31 protein-coding genes and 1 pseudogene are annotated in these 24,880 nt (G+C 60.9%); 15 read left to right on the top strand and 17 right to left on the bottom strand.

The annotated features are described in order from the left end of the window. The first annotated feature begins 352 nt into the window (after window positions 1-352). Both HFO99_RS10855 and HFO99_RS10850 read left to right on the top strand, forming a co-directional pair. Window positions 353-559: a NepR family anti-sigma factor gene (locus HFO99_RS10855; protein ID WP_024319398.1), complete on the top strand. Its 207-nt coding sequence runs from the start codon at window positions 353-355 to the stop codon at window positions 557-559. 11 nt (window positions 560-570) lie between these two features. After that, window positions 571-1,128 carry an RNA polymerase sigma factor gene (locus HFO99_RS10850; protein WP_003542247.1) on the top strand — a complete coding sequence of 186 codons (558 nt, stop codon included), beginning with the start codon at window positions 571-573 and terminating at the stop codon, window positions 1,126-1,128. A gap of 221 nt (window positions 1,129-1,349) precedes the next feature. Here HFO99_RS10850 and HFO99_RS10845 read toward each other — a convergent pair whose 3' ends face one another. From HFO99_RS10845 to hemP, 7 genes are all read right to left on the bottom strand, one after another. After that, entirely contained in the window at window positions 1,350-1,751 is a 402-nt protein-coding gene (locus HFO99_RS10845; RefSeq protein WP_222361128.1) for a hypothetical protein, read from the bottom strand. A gap of 9 nt (window positions 1,752-1,760) precedes the next feature. Beyond that, window positions 1,761-2,105: a hypothetical protein gene (locus HFO99_RS10840; RefSeq protein ID WP_222361126.1), complete on the bottom strand. Its 345-nt coding sequence runs from the start codon at window positions 2,103-2,105 to the stop codon at window positions 1,761-1,763. Between the two features lie 147 nt (window positions 2,106-2,252). Then, window positions 2,253-3,047: a heme ABC transporter ATP-binding protein gene (locus tag HFO99_RS10835; RefSeq protein ID WP_222361346.1), complete on the bottom strand. Its 795-nt coding sequence runs from the start codon at window positions 3,045-3,047 to the stop codon at window positions 2,253-2,255. Window positions 3,048-3,084: 37 nt separating this feature from the next. After that, entirely contained in the window at window positions 3,085-4,197 is a 1,113-nt protein-coding gene (locus HFO99_RS10830) for a FecCD family ABC transporter permease (RefSeq protein ID WP_222361124.1), read from the bottom strand. 2 nt (window positions 4,198-4,199) lie between these two features. Beyond that, the gene (locus tag HFO99_RS10825; RefSeq protein ID WP_222361122.1) at window positions 4,200-5,129 is read right to left on the bottom strand and encodes a hemin ABC transporter substrate-binding protein; all 930 of its coding nucleotides are present in this window, start codon (window positions 5,127-5,129) and stop codon (window positions 4,200-4,202) included. 11 nt (window positions 5,130-5,140) lie between these two features. Then, a complete protein-coding gene (locus HFO99_RS10820) occupies window positions 5,141-6,190 on the bottom strand; it encodes a hemin-degrading factor (RefSeq protein ID WP_222361120.1) in 1,050 nt (349 codons plus the stop codon). An 8-nt stretch (window positions 6,191-6,198) separates the two neighbouring features. Then, the gene (gene hemP / locus HFO99_RS10815) at window positions 6,199-6,381 is read right to left on the bottom strand and encodes a hemin uptake protein HemP (protein WP_222361118.1); all 183 of its coding nucleotides are present in this window, start codon (window positions 6,379-6,381) and stop codon (window positions 6,199-6,201) included. A 176-nt stretch (window positions 6,382-6,557) separates the two neighbouring features. On the opposite strand from hemP, the gene HFO99_RS10810 reads away from it, so the two are divergent. From HFO99_RS10810 to HFO99_RS10790, 5 genes are all read left to right on the top strand, one after another. Further along, window positions 6,558-6,980, top strand: coding sequence for a hypothetical protein (locus HFO99_RS10810; protein WP_222361116.1), 423 nt, complete (start codon window positions 6,558-6,560; stop codon window positions 6,978-6,980). A gap of 158 nt (window positions 6,981-7,138) precedes the next feature. Further along, on the top strand, window positions 7,139-8,470 hold the full coding sequence (locus HFO99_RS10805; protein WP_222361115.1) for a TonB C-terminal domain-containing protein: 1,332 nt from the start codon (window positions 7,139-7,141) through the stop codon (window positions 8,468-8,470). A 106-nt stretch (window positions 8,471-8,576) separates the two neighbouring features. Next, window positions 8,577-8,984, top strand: coding sequence for a DUF2325 domain-containing protein (locus HFO99_RS10800; protein WP_222361113.1), 408 nt, complete (start codon window positions 8,577-8,579; stop codon window positions 8,982-8,984). Further along, window positions 8,981-9,253 carry a hypothetical protein gene (locus tag HFO99_RS10795; RefSeq protein WP_222361111.1) on the top strand — a complete coding sequence of 91 codons (273 nt, stop codon included), beginning with the start codon at window positions 8,981-8,983 and terminating at the stop codon, window positions 9,251-9,253. Before HFO99_RS10800 ends, HFO99_RS10795 begins: the two co-directional genes overlap by 4 nt. Before the next feature lie 9 nt (window positions 9,254-9,262). Continuing rightward, window positions 9,263-9,577 (top strand): antibiotic biosynthesis monooxygenase family protein, encoded by a 315-nt coding sequence (locus HFO99_RS10790; protein ID WP_222361109.1) that lies wholly within the window; start codon window positions 9,263-9,265, stop codon window positions 9,575-9,577. A 242-nt stretch (window positions 9,578-9,819) separates the two neighbouring features. Here the strand turns inward: HFO99_RS10790 and HFO99_RS10785 are convergent, their stop codons facing one another. After that, entirely contained in the window at window positions 9,820-10,191 is a 372-nt protein-coding gene (locus HFO99_RS10785; RefSeq protein WP_222361107.1) for a DUF423 domain-containing protein, read from the bottom strand. Next, window positions 10,188-10,598: a group II truncated hemoglobin gene (locus tag HFO99_RS10780; RefSeq protein WP_222361105.1), complete on the bottom strand. Its 411-nt coding sequence runs from the start codon at window positions 10,596-10,598 to the stop codon at window positions 10,188-10,190. Before HFO99_RS10780 ends, HFO99_RS10785 begins: the two co-directional genes overlap by 4 nt. Window positions 10,599-10,763: 165 nt before the next feature. Between HFO99_RS10780 and HFO99_RS10775 the strand changes: the two genes are divergently transcribed. The 6 genes and pseudogenes from HFO99_RS10775 to HFO99_RS10750 all read left to right on the top strand — a co-directional run bounded on the left by HFO99_RS10775 (window position 10,764) and on the right by HFO99_RS10750 (window position 14,677). Beyond that, window positions 10,764-11,327, top strand: coding sequence for a TetR/AcrR family transcriptional regulator (locus HFO99_RS10775; RefSeq protein ID WP_222361103.1), 564 nt, complete (start codon window positions 10,764-10,766; stop codon window positions 11,325-11,327). Window positions 11,328-11,345: 18 nt separating this feature from the next. Continuing rightward, window positions 11,346-11,687, top strand: a complete 342-nt coding sequence (locus HFO99_RS10770) for a DMT family transporter (protein ID WP_222361100.1) — start codon at window positions 11,346-11,348, stop codon at window positions 11,685-11,687. A 191-nt stretch (window positions 11,688-11,878) separates the two neighbouring features. Continuing rightward, entirely contained in the window at window positions 11,879-12,664 is a 786-nt protein-coding gene (locus HFO99_RS10765) for a ThuA domain-containing protein (protein WP_222361098.1), read from the top strand. 9 nt (window positions 12,665-12,673) lie between these two features. After that, entirely contained in the window at window positions 12,674-13,717 is a 1,044-nt protein-coding gene (locus HFO99_RS10760) for a Gfo/Idh/MocA family protein (protein WP_222361096.1), read from the top strand. Between the two features lie 40 nt (window positions 13,718-13,757). Continuing rightward, window positions 13,758-14,365, top strand: a pseudogene (locus tag HFO99_RS10755) (tetratricopeptide repeat protein); the annotation flags it as partial. Window positions 14,366-14,464: 99 nt separating this feature from the next. After that, window positions 14,465-14,677 carry a hypothetical protein gene (locus HFO99_RS10750; RefSeq protein ID WP_222361094.1) on the top strand — a complete coding sequence of 71 codons (213 nt, stop codon included), beginning with the start codon at window positions 14,465-14,467 and terminating at the stop codon, window positions 14,675-14,677. Here HFO99_RS10750 and HFO99_RS10745 read toward each other — a convergent pair whose 3' ends face one another. The 6 genes from HFO99_RS10745 to HFO99_RS10720 form a co-directional block, all read right to left on the bottom strand. Beyond that, complete coding sequence (locus tag HFO99_RS10745) at window positions 14,678-15,073, bottom strand: DUF1236 domain-containing protein (RefSeq protein WP_222361092.1); 396 nt, start codon at window positions 15,071-15,073, stop codon at window positions 14,678-14,680. Between the two features lie 131 nt (window positions 15,074-15,204). Then, window positions 15,205-16,314, bottom strand: coding sequence for an ABC transporter permease (locus HFO99_RS10740; protein ID WP_222361090.1), 1,110 nt, complete (start codon window positions 16,312-16,314; stop codon window positions 15,205-15,207). Window position 16,315: 1 nt separating this feature from the next. Further along, window positions 16,316-17,443: an ABC transporter permease gene (locus HFO99_RS10735; RefSeq protein ID WP_222361088.1), complete on the bottom strand. Its 1,128-nt coding sequence runs from the start codon at window positions 17,441-17,443 to the stop codon at window positions 16,316-16,318. Beyond that, a complete protein-coding gene (locus HFO99_RS10730) occupies window positions 17,440-19,185 on the bottom strand; it encodes an ATP-binding cassette domain-containing protein (RefSeq protein ID WP_222361086.1) in 1,746 nt (581 codons plus the stop codon). Before HFO99_RS10730 ends, HFO99_RS10735 begins: the two co-directional genes overlap by 4 nt. Next, the gene (gene hlyD / locus HFO99_RS10725) at window positions 19,182-20,195 is read right to left on the bottom strand and encodes a secretion protein HlyD (RefSeq protein WP_222361084.1); all 1,014 of its coding nucleotides are present in this window, start codon (window positions 20,193-20,195) and stop codon (window positions 19,182-19,184) included. The genes HFO99_RS10730 and hlyD overlap by 4 nt, the downstream gene beginning before the upstream one ends. Further along, the gene (locus HFO99_RS10720; protein ID WP_222361082.1) at window positions 20,192-20,893 is read right to left on the bottom strand and encodes a CerR family C-terminal domain-containing protein; all 702 of its coding nucleotides are present in this window, start codon (window positions 20,891-20,893) and stop codon (window positions 20,192-20,194) included. Before HFO99_RS10720 ends, hlyD begins: the two co-directional genes overlap by 4 nt. 828 nt (window positions 20,894-21,721) lie before the next feature. On the opposite strand from HFO99_RS10720, the gene HFO99_RS10715 reads away from it, so the two are divergent. Next, window positions 21,722-22,036 (top strand): hypothetical protein, encoded by a 315-nt coding sequence (locus HFO99_RS10715; protein ID WP_026154313.1) that lies wholly within the window; start codon window positions 21,722-21,724, stop codon window positions 22,034-22,036. 119 nt (window positions 22,037-22,155) lie between these two features. On the opposite strand, the gene HFO99_RS10710 is transcribed toward HFO99_RS10715, so the two are convergent. Then, on the bottom strand, window positions 22,156-23,172 hold the full coding sequence (locus HFO99_RS10710; protein ID WP_222331227.1) for an NAD-dependent epimerase: 1,017 nt from the start codon (window positions 23,170-23,172) through the stop codon (window positions 22,156-22,158). Window positions 23,173-23,418: 246 nt separating this feature from the next. Here HFO99_RS10710 and HFO99_RS10705 point away from each other — a divergent pair, with 246 nt between their 5' ends. After that, window positions 23,419-24,375 (top strand): endonuclease/exonuclease/phosphatase family protein, encoded by a 957-nt coding sequence (locus HFO99_RS10705; protein ID WP_222361079.1) that lies wholly within the window; start codon window positions 23,419-23,421, stop codon window positions 24,373-24,375. A gap of 97 nt (window positions 24,376-24,472) precedes the next feature. Here HFO99_RS10705 and HFO99_RS10700 read toward each other — a convergent pair whose 3' ends face one another. Further along, complete coding sequence (locus HFO99_RS10700) at window positions 24,473-24,778, bottom strand: hypothetical protein (protein ID WP_222252243.1); 306 nt, start codon at window positions 24,776-24,778, stop codon at window positions 24,473-24,475. Between the last annotated feature and the right edge of the window lie 102 nt (window positions 24,779-24,880).

Here is a 24,880-nt window from a genome sequence, read left to right as displayed (position 1 = left end):
CAGACCGGCATTGGCTTCAATGAGCGGTTAACGCCGCCTTGATAAAAAAGTTCCGGAAAGGCAGGAACTTTTTTCGTCGCGCCGCATTATTCCAGCCGACGAAGAAAGGGCGTAGCGTTTTGACCCATGCAGCGGCAAATACCAGCGATATCGACAATCGAACGTTCGATGTCGATGGTTGAAATCGTGATTGATCCCATCCACGCCCCTAGAATAGGATGACTTTCGGCCGGGTCGGCCTAAAATCCGAATCCTGTTCTGAATTAGAAAGTTAGAGCATGATGTCATCCGAAAACCGCTCACACTTTTCGGCATCATACTCTGGACAGACAACCGGCGAGAAGACGAATTGATGACTACACGCAAGAAAGAAGCAGCCGATCAGCGAAAGCTGGAGCTGCGGGCGAGCGACATCCTGGACCCGAACAATCAGATCGGCGTCAGGCTGCGGTCGCTGTATGCGGCCGCACAGGATGAGGCGATCCCCGATCGTTTTCTCGACCTTCTCGAAAAGCTCGACCATGCTGAAATGATGGCTTCTGCCAAGATGGCCGAATAGGATCTCGCTGCATGGAAGACAAATCGCAACCCAGCTTCAAGCGGGAACTGCTGGCGGCACTCCCAAGTCTTCGCGCCTTCGCGATCTCGCTCATCGGGCGGCACGACCGTGCCGACGATCTCGTCCAGGACACCATCATGAAAGCCTGGGCCAAACAGGATCATTTCGAGATGGGCACCAATATGAAGGCCTGGCTGTTTACGATCCTGCGCAACGAACTCTACAGCCAGATGCGCAAAAGCGGCCGCGAAGTGCAGGACAGCGACGGGCTGTTCACTGAATCGATGGCGATGCACCCCTCGCAATATGGCGCGCTCGACCTGCAGGACTTCAAGAAGGCGCTCGACCAGCTGCCGCCGGATCAACGCGAGGCGATCATCCTCGTCGGCGCCTCGGGTTTTTCCTACGAGGAGGCGGCCGAAATCTGCGGCTGTGCCGTGGGTACCATCAAGAGCCGCGTTAACCGAGCCCGCCAGCGGCTGCAGGAGCTGCTGCAGATATCAGGCGAGGCTGATTTCGGCCCCGACGCGACCTCGGCGCCGCTGACGTCGAAGGCCTTCGCATTCTGAACGAGTTACATTTGGGAAGAAAGCCGGCCGCCTTCGGGGAGCCGGCTTTGTCGATTATATCATTGATATGATTGTGGATCCGCCCTCATCCGGCTGCCGCCACCTTCTCCCCGTAAACGGGGCGAAGGTGATCTCGCGTCTCGTATGGCACGTCCCCTCTCCCCGTTTTTACGGGGAGAGGGCTAGGGTGAGGGGCCGCCGCCTGTTGCAGTCCTCCTCAATCAATCCTCGCGCTTCGATCCCACCAGATTGGCTGCGACAATTGCCGCCAGAACACCAGCGGTCAGGAGCGGTTGCGCGCGGATAAGGCCGAGCCCGACCGTTGCCAGCGATTCCAGCGCCGCGCGGCGTTCCCTGGTGCGGCGCGCTTCCCGGGCGTTGATGATCGACATTACCACTAGCGCGATGATGGCGATCAGCAGCGCGCAGGCGGCCAGGAAAAGAGCAGCGCCGATCGAGCCGTATATGCCGGCGAGCCAGATGGCGCCGGCGGTGACGGCCAGAGCGTAGGCAGTGAGGAGGAAGAGCACGGCAAGCGCAATGAAGATACCATTGCGCTTTGCGCGCGCAACGGTTCGGTGCACTCTTGCGCCTGTCAGCAGGCTAAGGATTGGGAGGAACATCGCGCTTCCTCAGCGCCGGGCGAGGAAGGCGATGGCAAGGCCGAAAGCGGCCGCGGCGCCGATGGTTGCTAAGGGATGCTTGCGCGCCGTCTCACGCATTTCCGTCGCTCCACGCTCATAGCCGTGCTGCAGTTCGCGCAGCAGATCTTCGCTGCGGCCGAGCAGCTCCTCGTAGCCGGCACCGGCCTGGCTACGGATTTTCTCACCCTGGTGGCGCGAGCTCTTGCCAACGAGGCGCGTCAGTTCTGCGAGTTCGTCGCGTAGCGCTTCGATCTGCTCCTCAATGCCGGATTCCAGATTGTGGAAGGTGCCGTTGCGGCGGCTGCGGCCGGACTGGAAGATAGAATAGCTCATGGCTGTCTCCATTGGCTGGGGCGCGCGCAAGCCCGCCTGTTTCGCACGAGGGTCACAACCGTCAGTTGCATTAATGATATCGCCCGGCATTGACCCAGATCATGCCGGAAACGTGCCGGGCGATCAAAAGTTCCGCTCGCGCGGTGCTCAGGGGCGGGAAACGGCGCTGTGGGCGAGCACGAAGGGCGTGCCGTCGGCCGGCACCTGGTTGATGCGCAGCGCGCAGCCGAACACCGAGAGCATCGTTTCATTCGTCAGCACGTCAGCGATGCTGCCGGCGGCCGCGAGCCGGCGGGATTTCATCAGCACGATGCGGTCGGCAAAGAGCGCCGCCAAGTTGAGATCGTGCATGACGGCGATGACACCGCCGCCGCGTTCGCAGAAATTGCGGGCGAGCGTCATGATGGTCAACTGGTGGCTGATGTCGAGGCTCGAGACCGGCTCGTCGAGCAGCAGCCAGCAGGGCTTGCCGTCGACGACGGGCTCGGCGATCTGGCAGAGCACGCGGGCAAGCTGCACGCGCTGCTGCTCGCCGCCGGAGAGCTCCTGATAGAAACGGCCTTCGAAGCCGGTCAAGTCGACGGAGGCAAGTGCTGCGGCTGCCGTCTGCTCGGCCTTGTCGGGATGCAGGTTGAGGCCCGAAGTCAGGCCCATGCGGACGATCTCGCGCACGGTGAACGGAAAGGAGATCGTGCTTGCCTGCGGCAGCACGCCACGAATGGCGGCAAGCTGCCAGGGTTTCAGCTCCTTCACCTCCTCGCCGCCGATGCGCACCGAGCCGCCATAGACAAGTTCGCCGGAGATGGCTTTCATCGTCGTCGTCTTGCCGGAACCGTTCGGCCCTGCGATCGCCGTCAGCTCGCCGGCTCTTGCCGTAAAAGTGACGTCGTTGATGATGGTCTTGCTGGAAAGGCGCACGGAGACGCCGGAAACTTCGATCATCTCAATATCACTCACGGGGGTCACTCACAGCGGCCACTCACAGGGCAAGGCGCGAACGCTGCCTCAGCAGGATCCACAGGAAGAACGGCCCGCCGACTGCCGCGGTGATGATGCCGATCGGCAGCTCGGCCGGGGCGACCAGGGTGCGCGCCAGGACATCCGCGAAGATCAGCAGAGAGCCGCCGAGCAGAGCTGCGGCCGGCAGCAGGAAACGATGGTCGGGGCCGATCGCCATGCGCAGGATATGCGGCACGACGATCCCGACGAAACCGATGCCGCCGCTGACGGCGACGGACGCGCCGGTCGCCGCGGCGACGCCGACGATCGCGACATTCTTCAGCCGCTGCACCGGCACGCCCATATGAAAGGCGGCCGCCTCGCCGAGCGTGATGGCATTGAGGCCGCGGGCCATGAAGGGCAGGGCGGTGAAGGACAACAGGATGATCGGGCTGGCGGCGGCGATCTTCGTCCATGTGGCGCCGGCAAGCGAGCCCATGCTCCAGAAGGTCAGGTCGCGCAGCTGCTGGTCGTTGGCCACGTAGATCAGCAGCCCCGTGATGGCGAGGGCGAGTGCGCCGAGCGCGATGCCGGCAAGCAGCATCGTCGCCACCGAGGTCTGGCCATGACGGGTGGCGATCCTATAGAGCAGCAGCGTGGTGACGAGGCCGCCGCCGAAAGCGGCCGCCGGCAAAGCGTAGATGCCGAGAAGCGCCTGGAGCGGAGCTGCGATGCGGCTGCCGAGCACGATCATCGCGACCGCGCCGAGGCTAGCACCGGAGGAGACGCCGACGAGGCCGGGATCGGCCAGCGGATTGCGGAACAGGCCCTGCATCACCGTACCGGAGACGGCAAGCGAGGCGCCGATCAGGAAGCCGAGGATCGCCCTTGGCAGGCGGATATCGAAGATGATGATCCGGTCACGCGTGCTGAGCGCCGTCTCGGAGCCGGCCATGTTGCTGATGACGTCGAGGATCGAGGCATCCGAGGCGCCTGTCGCCACCGAAAACAGCATCGAGAAGACCGAGCCGGCGACGAGCAGCGCGATCGCCAGCAAGGCGAGCCGCGTCCTGTCGCCTGCCTGCCTGGTTTCGCGAATGTCCGCCATCGGGAATGGTCGCCTTCGTTCCGTCATGGCTTGCGGCAGGGCCATGATCAGCCTCCGTAGATCGCCGTGTTGAGCTCACGTGCGGCGGCTGCAGCGCGCGGGCCGAAGCCGAGCAGGTAGACGCCATCCATTCGGATGATCGCTTTCTTCTCGCCTGCCGGCGTCAGCGCGATCGCCGGCTGAGCCAGCAGGTCTTCGTTCTTGGTGCCGGCGCCATCGCCGCGGTTCATCATCAGGATGATGTCGGGCTTGGCTTCGATGATCGCCTCGTCCGTCAGCGGTTTGTAGCCCGGGAATGCGCCGACGGCGTTGATGGCGCCGGCGAGCTTGACGATGCCATCGGCAGCCGTGCCGGTGCCCGATGCCATGATCCGGCCGTTCTGGGCGCTGAGGATGAAGAGAACGCGCTTGCGCTCGGCCTCCGGGCGCTTTTCGGCATCGGTGATTGCCGCGTCGAGATCGGCTGCGACCTTTTCTTCAAGCGCCTTCGCCTTGTCAGGCACGCCAAGCAGCGTGCCGACACGGTCGATCTTGGCGATGATGCCATCGCGGGTAAAGGCGCTCGGCACGGTCTCGAAGGGTACGCTGGCATTCTTCAGGACGGTCAGCGCCTCCTGCGGGCCTGAACCTTCGACGGCGATGATCGCCGTCGGGTTCATGGCGAGGATGCCTTCCGGCGAGAGCGCGCGCATGTAGCCGACGTTGGGCAGCTTCAATGCCGCCTCCGGATACATGCTCGTGGTATCGCGGGCGATCAGCCGGCTTTCTTCACCGAGCGCATAGACGATCTCGGTGATGTCGCCGCCGACCGAAACCAGGCGCGAGGTGTCGAGCTTCCTTTCGTCAGCATGGGCGGCGCGGACGAAGGCGAAGCCTTCGACCGTCGGCGCCATCGGGATCAGCGGCAGCGCCATGGCGGCCGTCGTCAGCGCCAGTTCCCACGCACGGATCCGGCGCAGATTGCTACGCATCGTCATCGTTGCGATCCTTATGCGGCCACGCTTGCTGCCCGCGGCAGGTTTTCCATGATCTCGCGCCATTCGGCGCGTTCGTCGGAACCTTCCTGCCGCTTGCCGAAGAACTGGATGATCATCTCGCCTTCGGCATTGTAAGCTTCCAGCGAGGTGACGTGGCCATCCGTGGTCGGCTTGCGCACGGCCCAGGTCTCGGCAATGTGATCCAGCCGTAGATGCAGGTGAAAGCTCGGGTCCATGATATTGATCCACGGACCCATCGCCTGCACGTTGAAGATCGGGCCGGAATGGATCTGGACGATGCCGTCATTGGCGACAAAGCACATGATCGGCAGTCCGGACTTCACCGAGGCATGCATCATGTCTGCCGTGGCGCTCTTGTCGAGCTTCCAGGCATAGTCGTCGCCGACGGTGCGCACGGCCGCCTGGCGGCCGATCTTCAAGCGCTTCAGCATGCCGAAGAACTGATGCGTATCGGTGAGCTTGCTCCAGTTATCGCGCAGTTCGTCGCGGCTGACGTCGGCGGTCTCATCGGCGGCGTTGGAGGTCTCAGCCTCGGCAAATTCCTGCGACTGGTCTTCCAGCTTCAGCTCGGCGACGATCGCGTGATAGGCCTCGACATTCGAGCTCGGGCGCAGGTGCACCTTATGCATGGCGTTGCCGGCCTTGCCGAAATATTGCAGGCTGAGGCGCTCCTGATCGCCATCCTTCTTGGATACGGCGAAACCATGCTCCCAGCGGCTCGGGAAGATGCGCAGATCGATATTCTCGCCGAGAACGATCGCGGCCTGCGCGCCGCTCTTGATGTTTTCGTAGACGCCGATCTTCTCGTGAACGGCACTTTCGTTGCGCGACAACGCCATCACTTCGCCGAGGCGGGCTACACGTTCGAGAAACTTCAGCGCGCTGCCGTCGATGCGTGTGACGCTGATGCCGGTCTCGGCGGCGACGAGGGCTGCCTCGGAAATCTTTAGCTGGGCGGCGATATCGCGCTCGCGCATCTTCGGATTTTCGGCGCGAAACGCACGGATTTCGGCTGGCGCCGGTCTTGTCTGTTCGGTCATGTCCTACCCTACTTATTGAGAATGAGCTTGCCCTGACGGGTGATCTTCAGACGATAGACCAAGCCGTCGTGTTGAATCATGATCTCGTTCGTGCCGCGGAAAAGATCAGCGCTTTCGACGATCCGGTGCTGCGCCGCAGGCTGGCTCTGCAGCGGCACGTGTTTAAAGTTATCTGGCTTTTCAACCATCATTTCGGTTGGCAATTCCGTGGGACCGGTGATCGGGGTCCCCGGTGGTGATGACAATTATCTTGACTTTCTTACTCATAGTTTTTTAAAGACGCAATAGGAGACTAATACAGTCAAGTTTTCGAGATTGCTGATATGAGGCCGCCTGGCGGCGGTTCGCGACAATGGCGGAGAAGATGATGACAGTGAGGTTTGCGGCTGTTGCAGCCAGCATGGTGATGGCAGTTTCAAGCGTATGCCAGGCGCAGAATGTGGCAACCGCCAAGCTGGACGTCGAACTCAACGCTTTGGCGCCATCGCAAAAGGGCTGCATGATGACCTTCGTCGCCGAGAACAATCTTCAGGCGCCGATCAACAAGATCTCCTTCGAGCTCGCTTTCTTCAATGACAGGAATGCTGTCGACCGCATCACCGTGCTCGATTTCCGCGATCTGCCGCAGGGCAAGAAGCGTGTGCGCCAGTTCGATATGCCGAATGTGAAGTGCGAGACGGTCACGCGCATCATCATCAACGACACGCCGGTCTGCGACGGCCCGGCGGTGGGCGAATGCATGAAGGGTCTCGTCACCCGCTCTCAGATTTCGGTTCCCTTCGAGGGCTAGAGCGGTTCAGCTTTTCACGGAAGCGCTGAACCGCTCTAGCCATTTGTTTTTGCGCAATTCCGCACGGAAAACCGCTTCACACTTTTCCTGGAATTGCTTTGAGAATACGCCGGGGATGAACCCCGGCGGACATGTTTCAGGCTGTCCGAGGCATACAAATGGCAATTTCAGCGAAGACCAGATCGAGACAGGTGCTCATCGGGGAGCCGGACGCTGACGGCGGTCTGAACGACAACAACATGCATCCCGGCCACGAGCTTTCCGACCTGCGCAACGTGCAGCGGCAGCCGGCCGGCGAGGCGGTCGTCCACTATGCGCGTTTCGCGCAGATACCCTCCTTTCCCGATCATCCGGAAGCCGAGCCGGTAGCCTCCGTTCCTGCGCCGCCGATGGATGCGGCGGTGGAAAAGCAGGAGGGTGAGAAGGCACCGGTGCGGCGACGGGTGGCGCTTGCCTGCGTTAGTTCGCTGATTTTCCACGCGACGCTGGCCGCTGTATTGCTCATTGCCTTCCCCAGGGCGCCGGAGGAGACACTGATGGAGGCAGGCGAAGCGATCAGCGTCGTCATGCTGGGCAGCGCTGACGCCGATCAGAGCGCTGCCGGCGAGACCGAGGTGACCATACAGCAAGAAATTGTTCCGGAAGCTGTCGAACCCGACACGGTCAAGCCAATGGAAACAACGGAGATGCAGCCGGACGCCGTCCAACCGGAAACTGTCCAGCCGACTGATGCAGAGCCGGTCGAGGCCGTTCAGCCCATGCAGGAGGTGACGCGCCAGTCAGCGGAGACGATGACGACTGCGGAACCAGAGGTGCTCGTATCGGAAACCCCTGCGGAAACGTCAGTTGCGCAGCCAATGTCGACAGTAGTGCCGGAGCAATCCCCGGAGATGCCGATAACATCCGCCGAACCACTCGCCGCAACCGCGACGCAATCCGAGCCGGAAGAGATCAAGCCTGTCGAGACGGCCGCGATTTCTCCCGAGCCGGAACCGCCGGCAGAGATCGCCACGCCACAACCAAAACCGAAGCTGGAAAAGCCCGCGGAAAAGAAGCCGGTCGAACTAAAGCAACCTCCAAAGAAGTCACAGCGTTCAGAGGGAGAGGGCAAACAGGAGTCACGCAGGGGCGCCGCGGACGGGCAGGCAGACGCCAACACCGATAATAATTCACGAACGTTGGGCGGAAGGAGTGGATCGGGCGGCGCATCCGAAGCCAATTACAAGGGCAAGATCGTCTCGCAACTGTTTCGTTGCGTTGACCGGATTGAATCGCGATATCGTCGCGATTCTGCATCCTTGAATGTTCGCATCACGATTAACCACAGCGGAGATATCACTGCATCGGGCCTTGTCCGAGGTTCGGGCTTGGCCGAGGTGGACGGTGCCGTTATGTCCCGGATCGCTTCCTGTAATCTTCCCGCTATGCCGGATGACTGGGTCGGATCCTCGCGGTCGTACAGTTTTCCAGTGCAGGTCACGCCTCGATAAAATATGATAAAAATAATCAACTTTATACTTTACTCTAATCAAGTTTAATAAGGTCCGCTCGCACACGCAGGAATCGTGTGACGATCAACGAGCGAATGGGTGGCATATGGCTCGCAAGGGCAAGAAGGGTTCGAACCGGGAGGTCCGCGAGAGCGCGGGCGAGGACGCCGGTCAGGCATCCTCCGGACGATCCAAACTGGATGGCCGCAGTTTCCTCTATGTCGGCGGCCGCGACTGCCAGGTGGCACATCTTCGCCAGATCTGCAGCAATTTCGGTGCCGAGCTTATTCATCACGACGGCGGGCTGCGCGAGGCGGTTTCCCGCATCGATACCGTCCTTCCCTCGGTCGACTGCGTGTTCTGCCCGATCGACTGTATCAGCCACGATGCCTGCCTGCGCGTGAAGACCGGCTGCAAGAAGTTCGGCAAGGCCTTCATCCCGCTTCGCAACGGCAGCAAGTCCAGCCTGGAGCGTGCGCTGCAAACGATGAACGAACGAGACAATTCCCGATGAACGACCAGCGCCCTGACGGCTTCACCATGATCGGCCTGCACAAGCTCGCCGCGCAGACAGGCGAGGGCCTCGTGCCCGAACTCTACGAACTTTTCCAGCAGCATGCCGAACGCCAGCAGATCTACCAGAATGTGACGCTGTTCCCGACCTGGGAAGCGCGCATGCCTGGGGAAGCGACAACAAGACCGCTTGGCCCGGCGGCGGCAAACGGCGATAATGTTCTCGCCTTTCCCTTTCGTTCTGCAAGGGCGGGCAAGAGGAAGGTGTAGGGAGATTTCATGTATATCGCAATGAACCGCTTCAAGGTTGCAACCGGGAGCGAAGGCGATTTCGAGACGGTCTGGCGCAATCGTGATTCCAGCTTGCCCGAGGTGCCCGGTTTCGTCGAATTCTGCCTGCTGCGCGGCAAGATCAACGAAGAGGAGGGCTATACGCTCTATTCTTCGCACACGGTCTGGAAAAGCGAAGCTGATTTTCAGAACTGGACGAAGTCCGAGAGCTTTCGCACAGCACACCGCAATGCCGGCGATCACAAGGCAATTTACAAGGGGCCGCCTGTTTTTGAAGGCTTCAACGTGGTCGACGGGATTTAATTGCGGTTGATGCGGCATGACTTAGCTCTTGGTTGAAATCTTGATTTTGTATTCGCCCTAGCCCCACGCACACCCTCATTCCTGTGCCCGTCACAGGAATCCAGCCACGGCGCATCTGCGCCGTGAATGAACCATACCGCGGGAGAAGAGTCTTTTGCGCCCAAGGACTTGAGCTCACTGGATTCCTGTGACAGGCAAAGGAATGAGGGAGGAGAGGGCTTGAGCGGTCAGTAAAAGCTCTCTTAAGTCCTGACGCGGAAGACAGCGCCTGCCGCAACGGCCAGCCAGCCAAGCATCATCGCCCAGCCGCCGATCGGCGCGGCATAGGGGAAGAGGCCGGAGCCGGTGAAGCGCAGGGTGACGAGATCGCCCGCAAAAAGCAGCGTTCCGACAATCATCAGGAAACCGGCCAGCCAGGCGGTTCTGAACCTGGCGTTGCCGAGAGCCAATGCCAGCAGGGCAGGGGCGTGGGCAAGGCACATGGCAGATGCGGATGCCGCAAGATTGGCCTCGCCGCCGCCATGGGCAGCAAGGGCGGCAAGCGCCACGCCGGCTACGCCCAACAGGCCGGCAAAGAGATAGAGCACCGGTTCCAGACGCGCGTTCAAGCTCATGGTTGTTCCTTGTTGTCAGGGGCCTTGTTCTGCATATGGTAGGCGAGCCGTTCGACCGGCGCCCAGATGAGATCGCGCAGCGCTTGGCTTGCGATCGTCTCGTCCAGGGCGCGGCGGAAGCAGAGCAGCCATTCGTCGCGCTCGACAGGACCGATCTCGGCGACGAAATGGCGGCTGCGCAGGCGCGGATGACCGCGCTTATCGGTATAGAGCGGCGGGCCGCCGAGATAACCGCTCATATATTCGTAGAATTTCTCTTCACTGCCGGTAAGGCTCGGCGGATGCAAGGCGCGCACGTTTCTCGCCTCCGGCAGCCTGTCCATCAGCTCGTAGAAGCGGTGCGTCAGCGCCCGTACGACAGGATCGCCGCCGATCGCCTCATAGAGTGTGATGACCTTCTCCGTCACGAAACCATCCCGTGCCATCCTAATCCCCAGGCCCTTCATGCACCGGGCGGAAAATGATCGCAACTGTCATCAAGGTGCCGCGGCATTTCGCGCATAATGCTGGCAACGTAGGGGTTGCGGCCGATTCTCCTTGACAAAACCGTCCAGACGGTATCTTTTACTTTCATGTCGAACGCTCATCATCGCAAGAAGCAGCCCGTCCTCGTGCGCCAGCAGTTGCTGGAGGTCGCAGCGCGCCTTGCTGCCAGCGAGGGCATGGCCGCCGTCACGCTCGATGCGGTTTCCGCTGCGTCCAGCGTCAGCAAGGGTGGGCTGCTGCATCACTTCCCGACGAAGAATGCGCTGCTCGACGCCCTGTTCGAGAGCCTGCTCGAAAAGTTCGACGCCGATATCGAAGAACTGATGCGCGGCGATCCGCTGCCGCAGGGCCGCTTCACCCGCGCCTATCTCAGGGCCGTATCCGGTCTCAAGGAACGTCCCGACGAATCCCGGAATTGGACGCAGGTGACGATCGCGCTTCTTGCCGAACCCCGGCTGCGTCTTCGCTGGCGCCAATGGGTGCTGGCGCGGGCGGAGGAATATATCGGCACCGACTCCTCCCTCGACGCACACGTCGTGCGTTTCGCCGCCGACGGACTTTGGTTCGCAGATACGTTGGAAAGCCATGATATCAACGGCGCTCTGAGGCGGGATCTCATCGATCGCCTTGTCGAACTGACCGGCAAGTAATTCGAAAAGGAATTCGCCATGAGCCAGGCCGCCGTCTACGGGCTGCTGTTTGCAGCCATCGTGCTCGAAGTCATCGGTACGACCGCGCTGCAGCTGTCGCAGCAATTCACCCGCATCGGGCCGACGGTACTCGTCGTCGCCTGTTACGCGGCTGCCTTCTATTGCCTGTCGCTGACCTTGAAAAGCATTCCGGTCGGTATCGCCTACGCGATTTGGAGCGCTTTGGGAATCGTGCTGATTTCCTCGGTTGGCCTGGTCCTCTTCAAGCAGCGCCTCGAACTGCCGGCAATCGTCGGGCTCGGGCTGATCATAACAGGCGTTGTGGTCGTCAATCTATTCTCGAAATCCGTTTCGCATTGATATTGCTGTAATGTTGGCAGGCGGATTCTCCGTCTCCGGCCGGCAAATTTTCCCCTTTGTCAAAATACTGACAACGGTCTATGTGTTCTTTGAACGTGGAGGAGACGAGGCGCAGCCAGCGCCGTTTTCCAAAGCGCTTTGAATCCTGCCTTCCCGCCTATCGATATTTCCAGGTTCTACAGGAGCACATCATGGCCATTCGCACCGTCGTCTGGGGAGAGAATATCCACGAGAATACCAATGGCGTCGTCCGGGGGATCTATCCCGAAGGCATGCACACGACGATCGCCAACGCGCTGAACACCGATCCCAGTATTTCGGCGACGACAGCGACGCTGCAGGAGCCGGAACATGGCCTCAGCGAAGCCCGTCTTGCCGAGACCGACGTCTTGACCTGGTGGGGCCACAAGGATCACGGCGCGGTCTCCGACGTCGTCGTCGAGCGGGTTGCCAAGCGCGTCTGGGAAGGCATGGGCCTGCTCGTGCTACATTCCGGCCATTTCTCCAAGATCTTCAAGCGGCTGATGGGCACGCCCTGCGCGCTGAAATGGCGCGAGGCGGGCGAGCGCGAGCGTCTGTGGACAATCAACCAGCGCCATCCGATCGCCGCAGGCATCGGCGAGCATTTCGAACTCGAGAACGAGGAAATGTACGGCGAGCAGTTCTCGGTGCCGGAACCGCTTGAAACGGTGTTCATCTCCTGGTTCCAGGGCGGGGAAGTGTTCCGCTCGGGCCTGACCTGGCGCCGTGGCGCCGGCAACATCTTCTATTTCCGCCCCGGCCACGAGACCTATCCGACCTATCACGACGTCAATGTGCAGAAGGTGCTGATCAACGGCGTGAAGTGGGCCTATAACCCTGAGGGGGCGTTGACTGGCATTACCGACGCTCCAAATGTGCCGGTAGAAAAAGCACTGGAGCCGATCGTCGAACGCGGCCCGAGACTGCACCAGGCCGGCGAAGCCGGTTACCGCTGAGGAGCATCCATGCGACTACTCGTTCTTGGCACGGGGGTGATGGCGAAAAACCAGCTCGCCCGCTTCCCCCTCATCGACGGCGTGACGGTGGTCGGCGCCGTCGACACCGATCCCGAACGGCTTTCGGCCTTCGCCGACAAGTTCAACATCGAAAAGCGGTTTCTTTCGCTGGAGGAGGCGATCGCCTGGGGTGAATTCGATGCGGCGACAAATGTCACGCCCGACCGCATCCATCACCCGACGACGATGGCGCTGATTGCTGCGGGCAAGCACGTTTTCTGCGAAAAGCCGCTGGCGGAGAACTATGCGAAGGCGCTGGAGATGACGGAGGCGGCCGAAAAGGCCGGCGTCATCAACATGGTCAACCTCACCTATCGCAACGTCGCGCCGTTGCAGCGCGCCCGTGAGATGGTGCTCGCCGGCGAGCTCGGCACGATCAGACATGTGGAAGCCTCTTATCTCCAGAGCTGGCTGGTGTCGCGCGCCTGGGGCGACTGGCGCACGGAATCGACCTGGTTGTGGCGGCTTTCCACCGGCCATGGTTCGAACGGCGTGCTCGGCGACGTCGGCATCCATATTCTCGATTTCGCCGCCTATGGCGCGGCGACCGACATCGATCACGTCTTTGCCCGGCTGAAGACCTTCAACAAGGCGCCGGGCGGCCAGATCGGCGAGTATCTGCTCGATGCCAATGACAGCTTCACCATGTCTGTCGATTTCGCCAACGGCGCGCTCGGCGTCATCCATGCCAGCCGCTGGGCGACAGGGCATCTGAACGAGTTGAAGCTGCGTGTTTATGGCGAGAGGGGCAGCCTTGAGGTCATTCATCGTCCCAGCGGTTCCGAGCTGCATGGCTGCCTCGGCGAGGATGTCGAAACCGCGACCTGGACGAAGATCGAGGTTGAACCGGTGGCGACCAACTACGAGCGTTTTGCCGAGGCCGTGGCAAGCGGCATCCAGCCGGACCCGAACTTCCGCCACGCCGCCAACCTGCAGAAGGTGCTCGACCTTGCGATGGTGACCGAGCGCGAACGGCGCGAGCTGAAGGTCTGATCCTGTCCGCTGGATAAGCTGCCGTTCATCCGACGGTGGCTTATCCATGGGCTGGCCGCCGCTCGGAGAAGACGACAAGGCGGAATGCCTCAGGCTTGCACGCCGGGGCCTCCAGCATTCGGCCGGCGATCCCCGGGTGATGGTCCATTGCGGTGTGGCGCTGCTGCAGACGGGCAAGGATTACGAAGGCGGCATGGCCGTGTTGGAGGCTGCCGCTGCCGCCAATCCTAATGATCTTCGTGTCGCGGCATGCTCCGGCATCGCGGCCCTGCACTGCGGCGATATCGATGACGCGCTCGAGCGTCTGCACCGCGCCTTGAGGCTGGGGCCGCGAGATCCGGACGCGCGTTTTTCGCTGACGGGCATCGCGATGGCCGAGATCTTCCGCGGCAATTACGGGGCGGCGGTCTCTTTCGGCGCTCGCTCGCTGGCGCTCAATGCCCATTTCGACCCGACCTACTGGATGCTGATCGCAGCACATGCGCATCTCGGCAACATGGCCGAGGCGCGCAGTACCTTCATGCGCTTGAGGCGATCGCACCCGGTGTGACGCTCGAGAAATTTCAAGCCGGTCAACCGGCCAAGGACCCGCGGCGCTTTGTGCCCGTTCTGGAAGGACTGGCGCGGGCCGGAATGCGGGCGTGCTGAAAGCTCTTGGAAGTTTTAGTAGCCTTTAATCGGTCTCTTAAAGACCCAAAGCGGACGTTTCGGCGACGCTGATCCCGTCAATCGATGGAGGATCGGCTCATGCTTTCCACCATGCATATTCTATCGCTCAGACAGGGCAAGCTCTACGGCGACCGAATTCCAATAGAGGCGCTGCCGCAGGGGTTCGAGCTGCCACAGCACTTTGTCGTTCTGTTCTCGCTGATCGGCATGTGGCGCGAGCGCACGAAAAAAGGCCCCGCCGAAGCGGAGCCGGAAGTTGCCGAGCCGCAACAGGCGGCTTCGGTTGCCTGATTATTCGATGACCTGCACCACACGGTGGGTGCGGGGTTCGACAATCACGCGTTGATTGTTGATGACCGTATAGGCATATCTCGGATTGTCAGGCACCGGCGTCACGACGACGTCTGCCGGAAGCGGCTTGCCGACGACGATCGGTTCCTGGACCACCACGGAGGCGGTCGGGGCTGGCTGCTGCTGGACATAGGTGACGACCTCGCGCGGCGGCGGATCGATCACTGCGCCGGCGACACCGCCGGCCACGCCGCCAACGGCAGCACCCACGGGGCCGCCGACGATTGCGCCGGTGATGGCGCCACCGGCTGCACCGGTCACGGCTCCATCAGCGAGCGCATTGGTTGCAAATGACGACAGCGCAAGGGCGCTGGAAACAACGAGAATCTTGTACATTTTGCTTCTCCTTTTCTGGGGATTGCACTGGGGTAACGACCGCGCTAATCCGAGGTTCCGGCAGGAGAGTGTCACGCTTTGGACGGCCGGTTCACATTATGTGAGGCCGCTAAAGCCTGGGTGGGGATGCGTTATTCCAGCCGCCGGCGGAAAAGCCAGGCGGCGGCGCTGAGCGTAACAGTGGCGATCAGCGCCAGTGGGATTGTCTGGTTCACCACCTCGCTCAAGGGGATATCCTTGAGGAAGACGCCTTTGACGATCACCAGGAAATAGCGCAGCGGATTGATCAGGGTCACCGGCTGCAACCACCCTGGCATGTTCTCGATCGGCGTCGCAAAGCCGGAGAGCAGCATGGCCGGAACCATGAACAGGAAGGCGCCGAGGATCGCCTGCTGTTGCGTCATCGACAGCGCCGAGATGAAGAGGCCGAGGCCGGCGACTGAACCGAGATAGAAGATCGCGCTGCCGTATAGCAAAAAGAGCGAGCCGCGCAGCGGCACCTCGAAGAGGAAGATGGCGGCCAGGACATAGACGGTGATATGGAAGAGGCCGATCATCATAGGTGGAATCAACTTGCCGATCAGAATCTCGTGCATACGCAGCGGCGAGACCATCAGCTGATCGAAGGTGCCGAGCTCGCGCTCGCGAGCAATCGACAGCGCCGTGACGATCAGGCCGATCAGCAGCGCGATGCTGGCGATCAGGTTCGGCACCATGAACCATTGATAGGTGAGGTTCGGGTTGAACCAATTGCGCGGCACTGTCGAGACGATGTCGGCGCCGGCACGTTTGCCGGCCGGTGTCTCGGCGGCAAGGGCTGCGCCGATTTGCGAGAGATAGCCCGCGACAATCTGCGAGGCGTTGGAGCGACGGCCATCAAGCACCATTTGCAGGTCGGCCGGCGTCCCGGCCTCGATATTGCGGGAAAAGTCTGGGCCGATCTCAACGGCGGCAATGGCCGTCTGATTGTCGATCGCCACCCGGACCTCCGCCTGACTTTCCGCAATCTCGATTTTCCGGAAAGTCGGCGAGCCATCGATGCGCTCGATCAGTTCCTGGCCCCAGTGACCGCTGTCGCGGTTGAGGATCATCACATCGACATTCCGCACTTCGAGCGTCGCGGCATAGGAGAAGACGAGAAGCTGGACGATCGGCGGGCCGATCAGGATGGCGCGGCCCTTGGGATCACGCAGGACGGCGAGCAGCTCCTTGACGATCAGGGCGTAAAGCCTTGTCCACATCTCAGCCGATCCTCTTTCTGGTGCTGCGGGCTGCTAGCACGAACATGATGGCACCCATCGTCAGCATCACGCCGATCGCCTGCAGAAACATCGGCCAGATGTCGCCGGCGAGGAACACCGTCTGCAGGCTGGGGATCAGGTAGCGCGCCGGCACGATGAAGGTGATCCACTGGATCACGGTCGGCATGGAATTGATCTCGAAGAGAAAGCCTGACAGCAGGAATGCCGGCAGAAAGGCCGAAATCAGCGCCAACTGCGAGGCGAGGAACTGGTTCTTGGTGACCGTCGAGATCAACAGGCCCTGGCCGAGCGCCGGGATCAGGAAGGCGGCCGATAGGGCATAGAGGGCAGCGACGGAGCCACGGAACGGCACGCCGAAGAGAAAGACCGCAAGCAGCACGCAGAGCGTCATCGAGGTAAGGCCGAGCAGAAAATAAGGCAGGATCTTGCCTGCGAGCAGCTCGACCGCTGTTACCGGCGTTGCCATCATCGCCTCCATCGTGCCCCGCTCCCATTCGCGGGCGACGACGAGCGAGGTCAGAAGCGTGCCGACCAGCGTCATGACGATGGCGATCGAGCCCGGCACAAGGAAGTTGCGGCTGGTCAGTTCAGGATTGAACCAGAAGCGCTGCTCGACCGAGATGGCAGGACTATGGGAGGCGACGTCCGCTTGCCTCTGCCGCTCCCAGTTGGCAATGGTGCCCTGCGCATAATTCTGTACGAAATTCGCCGTGTTCGGATCCGAGCCGTCGACGATCACCTGAACATCGGGACGGTTGCCGGCGGTGTAGCGCGTGGTGAAATCGGCGGGAATGACGACAATGCCGCGTACCTTGCCGAGCACAAGATCGTCCTCGAACAGGCGCCGGTCGCGGCTGACGGCGACCTCGAAATAGCGCGAGGCCTGGAAACTCGCCGACAGATCCTGTGTCAGCGGCGTCATCTCCTCGGTCACGAGGCCGATGCGGGTGCGGGTGGTATCGAGCGAGACGCCGTAGCCGAAGAGAAAGAGCAGGATCAGCGGCAGCACGAAGGCGATGAGGATGCTGCTCGGATCGCGGATCGCCTGAAGACTTTCCTTGCGCACGAGGGCCAAGAGACGCCGCATCCGGCCGGAAGAGGTGCTCATGCTGCATCCTCCTTCTCGGATTGCTGTACCAGGGCGATGAAGGCATCCTCCATTGTCGGGTCGGGCAGTTCCTTGGTCGCGACGCGGGCCTTCAATTCATCGGGCGAGCCGAGCGCGATCGAGCGGCCGCGATAGATCAGCGAGATGCGGTCGCAATATTCGGCCTCGTCCATGAAATGGGTGGTGACGAGCACGGTGACGCCCTTTTCGACCAGCGCATTGATATGCGTCCAGAATTCGCGCCGGGTGATCGGATCGACGCCGGAGGTCGGTTCGTCGAGGAAGAGGGCGCGCGGCTCGTGCATGACGGCGCAGGCGAGCGCCAGACGCTGCTTCAGGCCAAGCGGCAGGTCCTTGGCCGGCTGGCTGATATGGCGGCCGAAATCGAAGATGCTGGCCATCAGCTCGATGCGTTCGCGCCTGTGGGGCCCGCGAAGGCCATAGACGCCAGAGAAGAATTCGAGATTCTGCATGACAGTCAGATCGCCATAGAGCGAGAATTTTTGCGCCATGTAGCCGAGCTGGTTGCGGGCCTCGGCGGCATCGCGGCGAAGGTCGAAACCGGCGACGCGGCCTTCGCCGCTGGTCGGCTTCAGCAAGCCGCAGAGCATCTTGAAGGTGGTGGATTTGCCGGCGCCGTTTGGGCCGAGCAGGCCGAAGATCTCGCCGCGGCGGATATCGAAGCTGATATTGTCGGCAGCGGTGAAATCGCCGAAGCGCTTGGTCAGCGCCTTGGCTTCGATCACCGGCCGGTCATCCTCGCCTTTCGTCGGCTCTTGCGCCTCGGCCAGTCTCGAGCGGCCGCCAGGACCACCACCCAGCATGTCGATAAAGGCATCTTCGAAGCGTGGCGGGACAGGGGTGAGTGTCGCGCCATCACCGGCCGAGCCTATATCCGGTTTCTTGTCCTTGGCGGCGACGAGGCGGATCGCCTCACCCTGGATCACGCCGTCGATGACGCCATCAGCCTGCAGAAGTCCGGCGAGCACCTGCCGGCGGCGCCCTGTCAAGCCCGAGACGCGGAAAACCCGGTCGCTGACGCGGCCGGTCATGTCAGCCGGTTTCCCCGAAAAGAGCAGCTTGCCCTGGTTCAAGAGCAGCACATGATCGCAGGCTTCGGCCTCGTCGAGATAGGCGGTCGACCAAAGGACGCCGATGCCTTCCTTCGTCAGGTTCTCAACCATCTTCCAGAGATCGCGCCGCGAGATTGGATCGACGCCGACGCCCGGCTCGTCGAGCAGCAGCAGGCGCGGCTTCTTCAGAAGCGCGCAGGCAAGACCGAGCTTTTGCTTCATGCCGCCGGAAAGCTTTCCAGCGAGCCTGCCGGTGAAACGCTTGAGATCGGTAAAGGTGAGCAGTTCGTCGAAGGCGCTCGCACGTTCGCTCTTCGGCAGGCCACGCAGATCGGCGTAAAGGTCGAGGTTTTCCTGTACCGAAAGGTCCTCATAGAGACCGAAGCGCTGCGGCATGTAGCCGATCGCCGCCTGGATGCCGGCGGCATTCTTCCGGGTATCGAAGCCGAGAACCTCCATAGCTCCCGTGTCGGGCAGCATCAGGCCGGTCATCAGGCGGATCAGCGTCGTCTTGCCGGCGCCGTCAGGGCCGACGAGACCGGTGATTGCGCCGCCACCGATGACGCCGGAGACGGCGTCAAGGGCGGCCGGCGCATCACCGAAGCGCTTGGTGACGCCGTCGATCCGGACAAGTGGCTTGTCGCCCCGGCCGGTCTCGGCGGCGGTCATCGTCCGTCCGCCGTCGGCGTAGGAAAACGCATGGTGACTGGCATGCCCTGGCGCAGATCCGGGCCGGGCTTATCGATGACAATCCGCAGGCGATAGACGAGGTCGGTCCTGAGCTCCGGCGTCTCCACCGATTTCGGGGTGAATTCGGCAACCGGCGAGATGAAGCCGATCGTGCCTTCATAGGGTTTGTTGGACGCCGTATCGGAGGTGACCGAAACCTTCATGCCGGGATGGATGCGGCCGAGATCGGATTCGGCGACATAGGTGCGAACCCAGACGGGTTCTGTCAGCGACAACACGAAGACGGTGTCGGCGGGGGAAACAATCGCGCCATTTTCCCGGACTCGGGAGAGGATGACGCCGTCGTTCGGCGCGCGCAGTTCGGTGTCATCGAGCGAAGTGCGGGCGGAAGCGAGTGTTGCCTGTGCCGCCTTCAATTGGGCGTCGGCAGCGGCGATATCCTCGACACGGGAGCCTTCCAGCAGCAGTTTCAGCGCCTCGTTGGCGGAATCGGAGCGTGCGGCGGCCATGGCCCTTGCAGCGGTCGCCTGATCAAGGCTCGCCTCGGAAATCGTGCCCTGCGGGCGCAACTGGCGGGCGCGGTCATAGGCGAGGTTGGCATTGCGGAGATCGGCGACACTTTCGTCATAGGCGGCGCGTGCCTGGGCGATCTCGGTCGGCCGCGGACCTGCCTTCAGCTTGTCGAGTGTCGCCCGGAGGGCTGCGACATTGGCCTCGCCGGAGCGGACCGCGAAGTCATAGGGGGCTGCGTCGAGCTTCGCCATGACCGTTCCGCTCTTGATGACGTCACCTTCGTCGGCAAGGAGTTCGGAGAGGCGGCCACTGACGCGGAAGCCGAGCGAGACCTGGCGGATATCGATATTGCCGTAAAGGACGAACTCGCGGCTGGCCTCAGGCAACCAGCCGAGCTTTTGGGGCAGGCCGTACCACCAGCCGGCGGCACCTGCCGCAACGAGAAGAAGGATGGCGAGGGGAAGAATGCGTTTCATGCTGCACTTCCTTTCGGCGAGCCGATGGAATCGACCAACTCTGCGGCAAGGCCGCGCACCGTATCCACCTGTTCCGGGCCGACACCGTCCCACTCCATCTGGGCGAGCACGGCCGCGTGGGCGACGCGGAAGACGAGGATGCTGCCGAGAAGGGTGAAGGTGCGCAGGCGCACATGTTCCGAGGCGGGATCCTCGTGAAGGATGGCGCCGATCAGCCGCCGGCCCATCTCGATCATCGGCCGCATGAGGCCCTGATAGACCCGTGTGAAGGCTTCGGTCGGCTCCATCTGCTCGCGGATCAGGAAGCGCGCCCAGGATTCGGATTCCCCGCCGACGAACAGCGTCACCATGGTCTGCAAGATCTCGATCAAGAAATGGCGGGCGTCCGCTTCATCAAGCGGTTTGCCCGCAGCGTCGAGCGCCAGCAGATGCGCACCGACGCGCGCCCTCATGTCACCGACATGCGTATTGATCCGCATCATCAGATATTCGGCGGTGGCGATGTAGAGACCTTCTTTGCTGCCGAAATAATAGGGGATCGCCTGCAGGTTGACGCCGGCCGCATCCGCGAGCTGGCGCGTCGAGGCGCCATCGAAGCCATAGCGGCCGAAGACGTCGAGGGCAGCGGACAGCATCTTCTGGCGCGCGATCTCGGCACGGGCGGAGGCTGGTGGCTGGTTGTTAGCTTCTCGGATCATGGCAATTTTATAACATTAGTGGATAAGTAAGTCAATCGATTGATATATTTTGAGAGCAGATGTTATCGACCGATGCCTTTGCTGATGCCAAGGCAAGAAGATGATATTGCGCGGGTGGGACGGGTGGTCTGATTGGGGATCGAGATATGCCGTTCAGCGGTCCAACGTCAATTCGGATCAGGCGATCACACTGGTCTCGAAAAACGTTCGGAAAGAAAGCAAAGAGGCCCGTGCGGTACGGACCTCTCAGGGTTTTCGGGGTGGGAAGAGGAACCAAGCCTCGGGGTCGGCTGCTAACAGGTAGCAGTGCAATATCACTAATTTTCACGACACTAATATGTCTGGCGCCAGCTGGCTGCGAAACAAACAACGCGCCACTTTTTCGTGATCCCTGTGACTATGTTTTGACACAAAACTGCCTTGCTCTTTCCGTATCGCCAGTTCGATGCGTATTCAGATTTATATAATCGCTCTGCTACTCAGCGCCATCATGTGGTCGATCTCGTTCGATGCGGCGCGAGAATCCTATCATGCTGCGCAAAGTGCGGGATTGATGCCGAACCTGCACATCAACAAGAAGCTGGATCGCGTCCTGTAGACTGCGATGCAGCGTCGAGGCCATCGGCATTTCCGCGTTTTTCCCGTGGATTCCGAACCGGTGCGACCGGAAAATCAAATTTCGTAAAATTTGACCGATCTGCTTAAAAGCCCTGAAAATACTGATGTGTAGGGTGGTCTCATGAAAGCGACCGAAGCGTGGACAGACGCGTCGATCGTTTGGAGCCGGGCAAAATGAAAGCCCGCCGATCCGCAAACGGGGACTTCGACATGCACAGAACTCTTGCCGCCATCGCCTTGAGCCTGACCATCACTGCCGCTGCCGGGCCGGCTTTCGCCATCGGCCCCGCCAGCCTTGCCCGCGACCTGATGTACACTTCCGCCATCGGCCATTCGAGCGAGGTTCCGCTGACGACTCGCGCCGGTTTCGTGCGCCCGGGCGTTCCCTTCGTTCTGCGCAGCCCTGCTACGGTCGAAGGCGAGGGCTACCGCCTCAAGACCTATTCGCAGAGCCTGACCGTTGTCGTCGGTTATGTGTTTGCGACGGCGGTCGCTGCCGTCGACGCCGTCACGTTTCTCCGCTGAAACTCGGGTCTTCGCTGAAACATTGGGCCGGCTGGGAACCGTTCGGCCTGTCGCATCCTCTGCGACTGCCTAGAGCATGGTGCCGAAAAGCGTGAGCGGTTTTCGGACGACATCCTGTTCTAAGCGTCGAGTTCGCCGCGCACGTCGAGATACCAGTCGACGAAGGTCTTGACGCCGATATCCAATGTCGTATCCGGCTTGTATCCCGTCAGCGCGACGAGCAGGTCGGGGGCTGCGAAGGTGCGCGGCACGTCACCCTTCTGCATTGCCAGCATCTTGCGGATGGCAGGACGGCCGAGCGCTTTCTCCACCGTTTCGACGAAATCCATCAGGCTAACCGGCTGGCCCCCGCCAATATTGACGACGCGGAAGGGCGCCTGGCGCGAAAGCGTTTCGACAGCCGTGTTTTCGAGGCGATTTTCCTCGGACGGGACGACCGCGGATAGTCTGACGATCGCTTCAATAAGATCATCGATATAGGTGAAGTCACGGCTCATATTGCCTTCGCCGTAAATCTCGATCGGCTGGCCCTCGAGCATGTTCTTGGTGAATTTGAACAGCGCCATATCAGGCCGTCCCCATGGGCCATAAACCGTAAAGAAGCGAAAAGCCGTGGTCGGAATCTTGTGAAGATGGGCATAACTGTGCGCCATCAGTTCCATTGATTTCTTCGTCGCGGCATAGATGGTCAACGGCTCGTCGGCACGATCGGTCTCGTGAAAGGGCACGGTCGGATTGGCGCCATAGATCGACGAGGTGGAAGCCAGCATAAGGTGGCGGATCTCGACGTGCCGTGCGATTTCTAGGATGTTCCACGAGCCTTCGACGTTCGAACGAAGATAGGCCTCGGGATTTTCCAGGCTGTAGCGGACGCCAGCCTGTGCGGCGAGGTGGATTAAAATGTCGGGCTTGGCCTCCAGAACGGCCGCTTCCAGCGCTGGGCGGTCTTCAAGCATAGCGATGACGGGTTTGAAGGTGGGAAACTGAGAGAGCGCCGCATGGCGCATTTCCTTGAGCTTGACGTTGTAATAGGGAGTCAGGCCGTCGAAGCCTGTGACGTCGTGCCCTTCCTGCAGCAGGCGCCTGGCCAGATGAAAACCGATAAAGCCGGCAGTCCCTGTAATGAAGTAGCGCATTCCCACCTTTTCTCGGCTCCCTGCCGACGGCAAAGAGCCGATTCCGTATCAAGTGACCCCACTTACAAGATAAGAAGAGGCCGAGTCGATAGGTCTTTGAAAGAGAAGGCCACAGCACCGTCTGTGCTGCCGTCGGGCTATCCGCCGCTGTTTTGCCGGGTGCCGGCTCCCGACTGTTATGCTGCATTGCACCATAACTGATCGCATGTTATGGCCGGGCGGTCGTCTGCAAGCAGGTCAGGATCGATGCGAGATATAATTTATTGGATTCTCTGCGCGTTTCTGACCGTTGTCATCGCGATCGTATCGTTACGCTATGTCACGAACTTCTGGCTTCTGTCCTTCGTCTACAGCTTTCAGGCTCACCTCGGCGTCGTGTTCGTCGCCGCCAGTCTCATCATTCTGGCTATCAAAAGACAGATCTACGGCTTTATCCTTCTGCTTGCCTCGCTTCTCCTCATCGCTCACGGCATCATCATGCTGCGCGAATTCGCGGAGGGCGACAGAAGCACCGACATGCCGCCGCTTTTCCGTCTGATGTCGTTCAACATCGCGATCGACAACTGGAAAAACTCGACTGAGATCACCAACATGGTGATCGCGTCGAATGCCGACGTCGTCAATCTGCTCGAAGCCAAACCCCTGACGTTTCACCTGCAGCAATTGTTCAAGGCCTATCCCTATCATATTGGTTGTGACACCGGAAAGGATGCCTGCGATACGTTGGTGCTCTCCAAACGCCCGTTCGTCAACCGGCAGGTCGAAAGCATGGGCAGTCTTCGAAAAAACAGGCTTGTGATAGCAAGCGTCGACTTCGGCGGCGAGACCATCAATCTGGTTTCGGCGCACCTGACCAAACCATACTTCGACGATTTCCAGATGGCTGAATTGGAAGATCTTACCAAAGCGCTTGGTTCGATCGACGGCCCGCTGGTGCTGTCAGGTGATTTCAACTCCTCGGTGATCGCCCCGAGTATCCAGGGTTTCCTACGCGAACATAAGTTGAAAACCATCGTGCCGGAACCAGCAACATGGCCGGTCGCCGCCGGCTCGCTCGGGATCGCCATCGATCACATATTTGCGCGCGCGCCGCTTCATCTGACATCGCTGAAACGTCTCGATGACAATCTCGGCTCGAACCATTCAGGCCTGATCGCTGACTTCGTTCTGGACAGGGATGGCGAAACGTCACCGGCAAAATAATTTTGCCTGGGGCAAGACAAGCTTGCCCGGGCAAGATAAGCTTGCCCCAGGCAAAGGCAAGCTTGCCCGGGCAAAGACAACTTGCCGGGGGTCAAAATCAGAATCTGGTTCGGCCGCCCTTTTTGTCGATCATCTGAAAGGTCTTGCCGTCGGTCTTCACGTTGACGCAGTCGGTCTTCTTGCTGGGGAACAGGACGCACACCTGGCCATTGTTTATTTTGTAGCCATTCTTGTTGCCGTCGCGATATTCGTAGCCGTTCTTGCCTTCTTTCAGCTCGGACGTGCCGGGCAGGTGCTGGCGAATTTCCGACTCGCTTGCCGCTCTCATGCTTGCCGTTTCGGCAAACGCCATTCCCGGCACCATGATTGAAAGAAATCCAGCAAGGACGGTCAGGGCACGCATCAGGGGGTATCTCCGGTCATGTCTGTCGGTACATCCATTCTACGAGAACCCCAAGAGGAAATTCAACAGCGAGATGGTCGCGCCGGAAAAGGCCCGACCATC

Source organism: Rhizobium leguminosarum, from assembly GCF_019798305.1.
GTDB classification, from domain to species: domain Bacteria; phylum Pseudomonadota; class Alphaproteobacteria; order Rhizobiales; family Rhizobiaceae; genus Rhizobium; species Rhizobium leguminosarum_U.
Note: the sequence above shows the minus strand (reverse complement) of the source record. Positions and strands in the feature narration are given on the sequence as shown.

Bases quoted from the DNA above. Each gene is read 5' to 3' on its own strand.
- HFO99_RS10855 (WP_024319398.1), top strand. From the start codon at position 353: ATGACTACACGCAAGAAAGAAGCAGCCGATCAGCGAAAGCTGGAGCTG.
- HFO99_RS10850 (WP_003542247.1), top strand. From the start codon at position 571: ATGGAAGACAAATCGCAACCCAGCTTCAAGCGGGAACTGCTGGCGGCA.
- HFO99_RS10845 (WP_222361128.1), bottom strand. From the start codon at position 1,751: ATGTTCCTCCCAATCCTTAGCCTGCTGACAGGCGCAAGAGTGCACCGA.
- HFO99_RS10840 (WP_222361126.1), bottom strand. From the start codon at position 2,105: ATGAGCTATTCTATCTTCCAGTCCGGCCGCAGCCGCCGCAACGGCACC.
- HFO99_RS10835 (WP_222361346.1), bottom strand. From the start codon at position 3,047: ATGATCGAAGTTTCCGGCGTCTCCGTGCGCCTTTCCAGCAAGACCATC.
- HFO99_RS10830 (WP_222361124.1), bottom strand. From the start codon at position 4,197: ATGGCCCTGCCGCAAGCCATGACGGAACGAAGGCGACCATTCCCGATG.
- HFO99_RS10825 (WP_222361122.1), bottom strand. From the start codon at position 5,129: ATGACGATGCGTAGCAATCTGCGCCGGATCCGTGCGTGGGAACTGGCG.
- HFO99_RS10820 (WP_222361120.1), bottom strand. From the start codon at position 6,190: ATGACCGAACAGACAAGACCGGCGCCAGCCGAAATCCGTGCGTTTCGC.
- hemP (WP_222361118.1), bottom strand. From the start codon at position 6,381: ATGATGGTTGAAAAGCCAGATAACTTTAAACACGTGCCGCTGCAGAGC.
- HFO99_RS10810 (WP_222361116.1), top strand. From the start codon at position 6,558: ATGACAGTGAGGTTTGCGGCTGTTGCAGCCAGCATGGTGATGGCAGTT.
- HFO99_RS10805 (WP_222361115.1), top strand. From the start codon at position 7,139: ATGGCAATTTCAGCGAAGACCAGATCGAGACAGGTGCTCATCGGGGAG.
- HFO99_RS10800 (WP_222361113.1), top strand. From the start codon at position 8,577: ATGGCTCGCAAGGGCAAGAAGGGTTCGAACCGGGAGGTCCGCGAGAGC.
- HFO99_RS10795 (WP_222361111.1), top strand. From the start codon at position 8,981: ATGAACGACCAGCGCCCTGACGGCTTCACCATGATCGGCCTGCACAAG.
- HFO99_RS10790 (WP_222361109.1), top strand. From the start codon at position 9,263: ATGTATATCGCAATGAACCGCTTCAAGGTTGCAACCGGGAGCGAAGGC.
- HFO99_RS10785 (WP_222361107.1), bottom strand. From the start codon at position 10,191: ATGAGCTTGAACGCGCGTCTGGAACCGGTGCTCTATCTCTTTGCCGGC.
- HFO99_RS10775 (WP_222361103.1), top strand. From the start codon at position 10,764: ATGTCGAACGCTCATCATCGCAAGAAGCAGCCCGTCCTCGTGCGCCAG.
- HFO99_RS10770 (WP_222361100.1), top strand. From the start codon at position 11,346: ATGAGCCAGGCCGCCGTCTACGGGCTGCTGTTTGCAGCCATCGTGCTC.
- HFO99_RS10765 (WP_222361098.1), top strand. From the start codon at position 11,879: ATGGCCATTCGCACCGTCGTCTGGGGAGAGAATATCCACGAGAATACC.
- HFO99_RS10760 (WP_222361096.1), top strand. From the start codon at position 12,674: ATGCGACTACTCGTTCTTGGCACGGGGGTGATGGCGAAAAACCAGCTC.
- HFO99_RS10750 (WP_222361094.1), top strand. From the start codon at position 14,465: ATGCTTTCCACCATGCATATTCTATCGCTCAGACAGGGCAAGCTCTAC.
- HFO99_RS10745 (WP_222361092.1), bottom strand. From the start codon at position 15,073: ATGTACAAGATTCTCGTTGTTTCCAGCGCCCTTGCGCTGTCGTCATTT.
- HFO99_RS10740 (WP_222361090.1), bottom strand. From the start codon at position 16,314: ATGTGGACAAGGCTTTACGCCCTGATCGTCAAGGAGCTGCTCGCCGTC.
- HFO99_RS10735 (WP_222361088.1), bottom strand. From the start codon at position 17,443: ATGAGCACCTCTTCCGGCCGGATGCGGCGTCTCTTGGCCCTCGTGCGC.
- HFO99_RS10730 (WP_222361086.1), bottom strand. From the start codon at position 19,185: ATGACCGCCGCCGAGACCGGCCGGGGCGACAAGCCACTTGTCCGGATC.
- hlyD (WP_222361084.1), bottom strand. From the start codon at position 20,195: ATGAAACGCATTCTTCCCCTCGCCATCCTTCTTCTCGTTGCGGCAGGT.
- HFO99_RS10720 (WP_222361082.1), bottom strand. From the start codon at position 20,893: ATGATCCGAGAAGCTAACAACCAGCCACCAGCCTCCGCCCGTGCCGAG.
- HFO99_RS10715 (WP_026154313.1), top strand. From the start codon at position 21,722: ATGCACAGAACTCTTGCCGCCATCGCCTTGAGCCTGACCATCACTGCC.
- HFO99_RS10710 (WP_222331227.1), bottom strand. From the start codon at position 23,172: ATGCGCTACTTCATTACAGGGACTGCCGGCTTTATCGGTTTTCATCTG.
- HFO99_RS10705 (WP_222361079.1), top strand. From the start codon at position 23,419: ATGCGAGATATAATTTATTGGATTCTCTGCGCGTTTCTGACCGTTGTC.
- HFO99_RS10700 (WP_222252243.1), bottom strand. From the start codon at position 24,778: ATGCGTGCCCTGACCGTCCTTGCTGGATTTCTTTCAATCATGGTGCCG.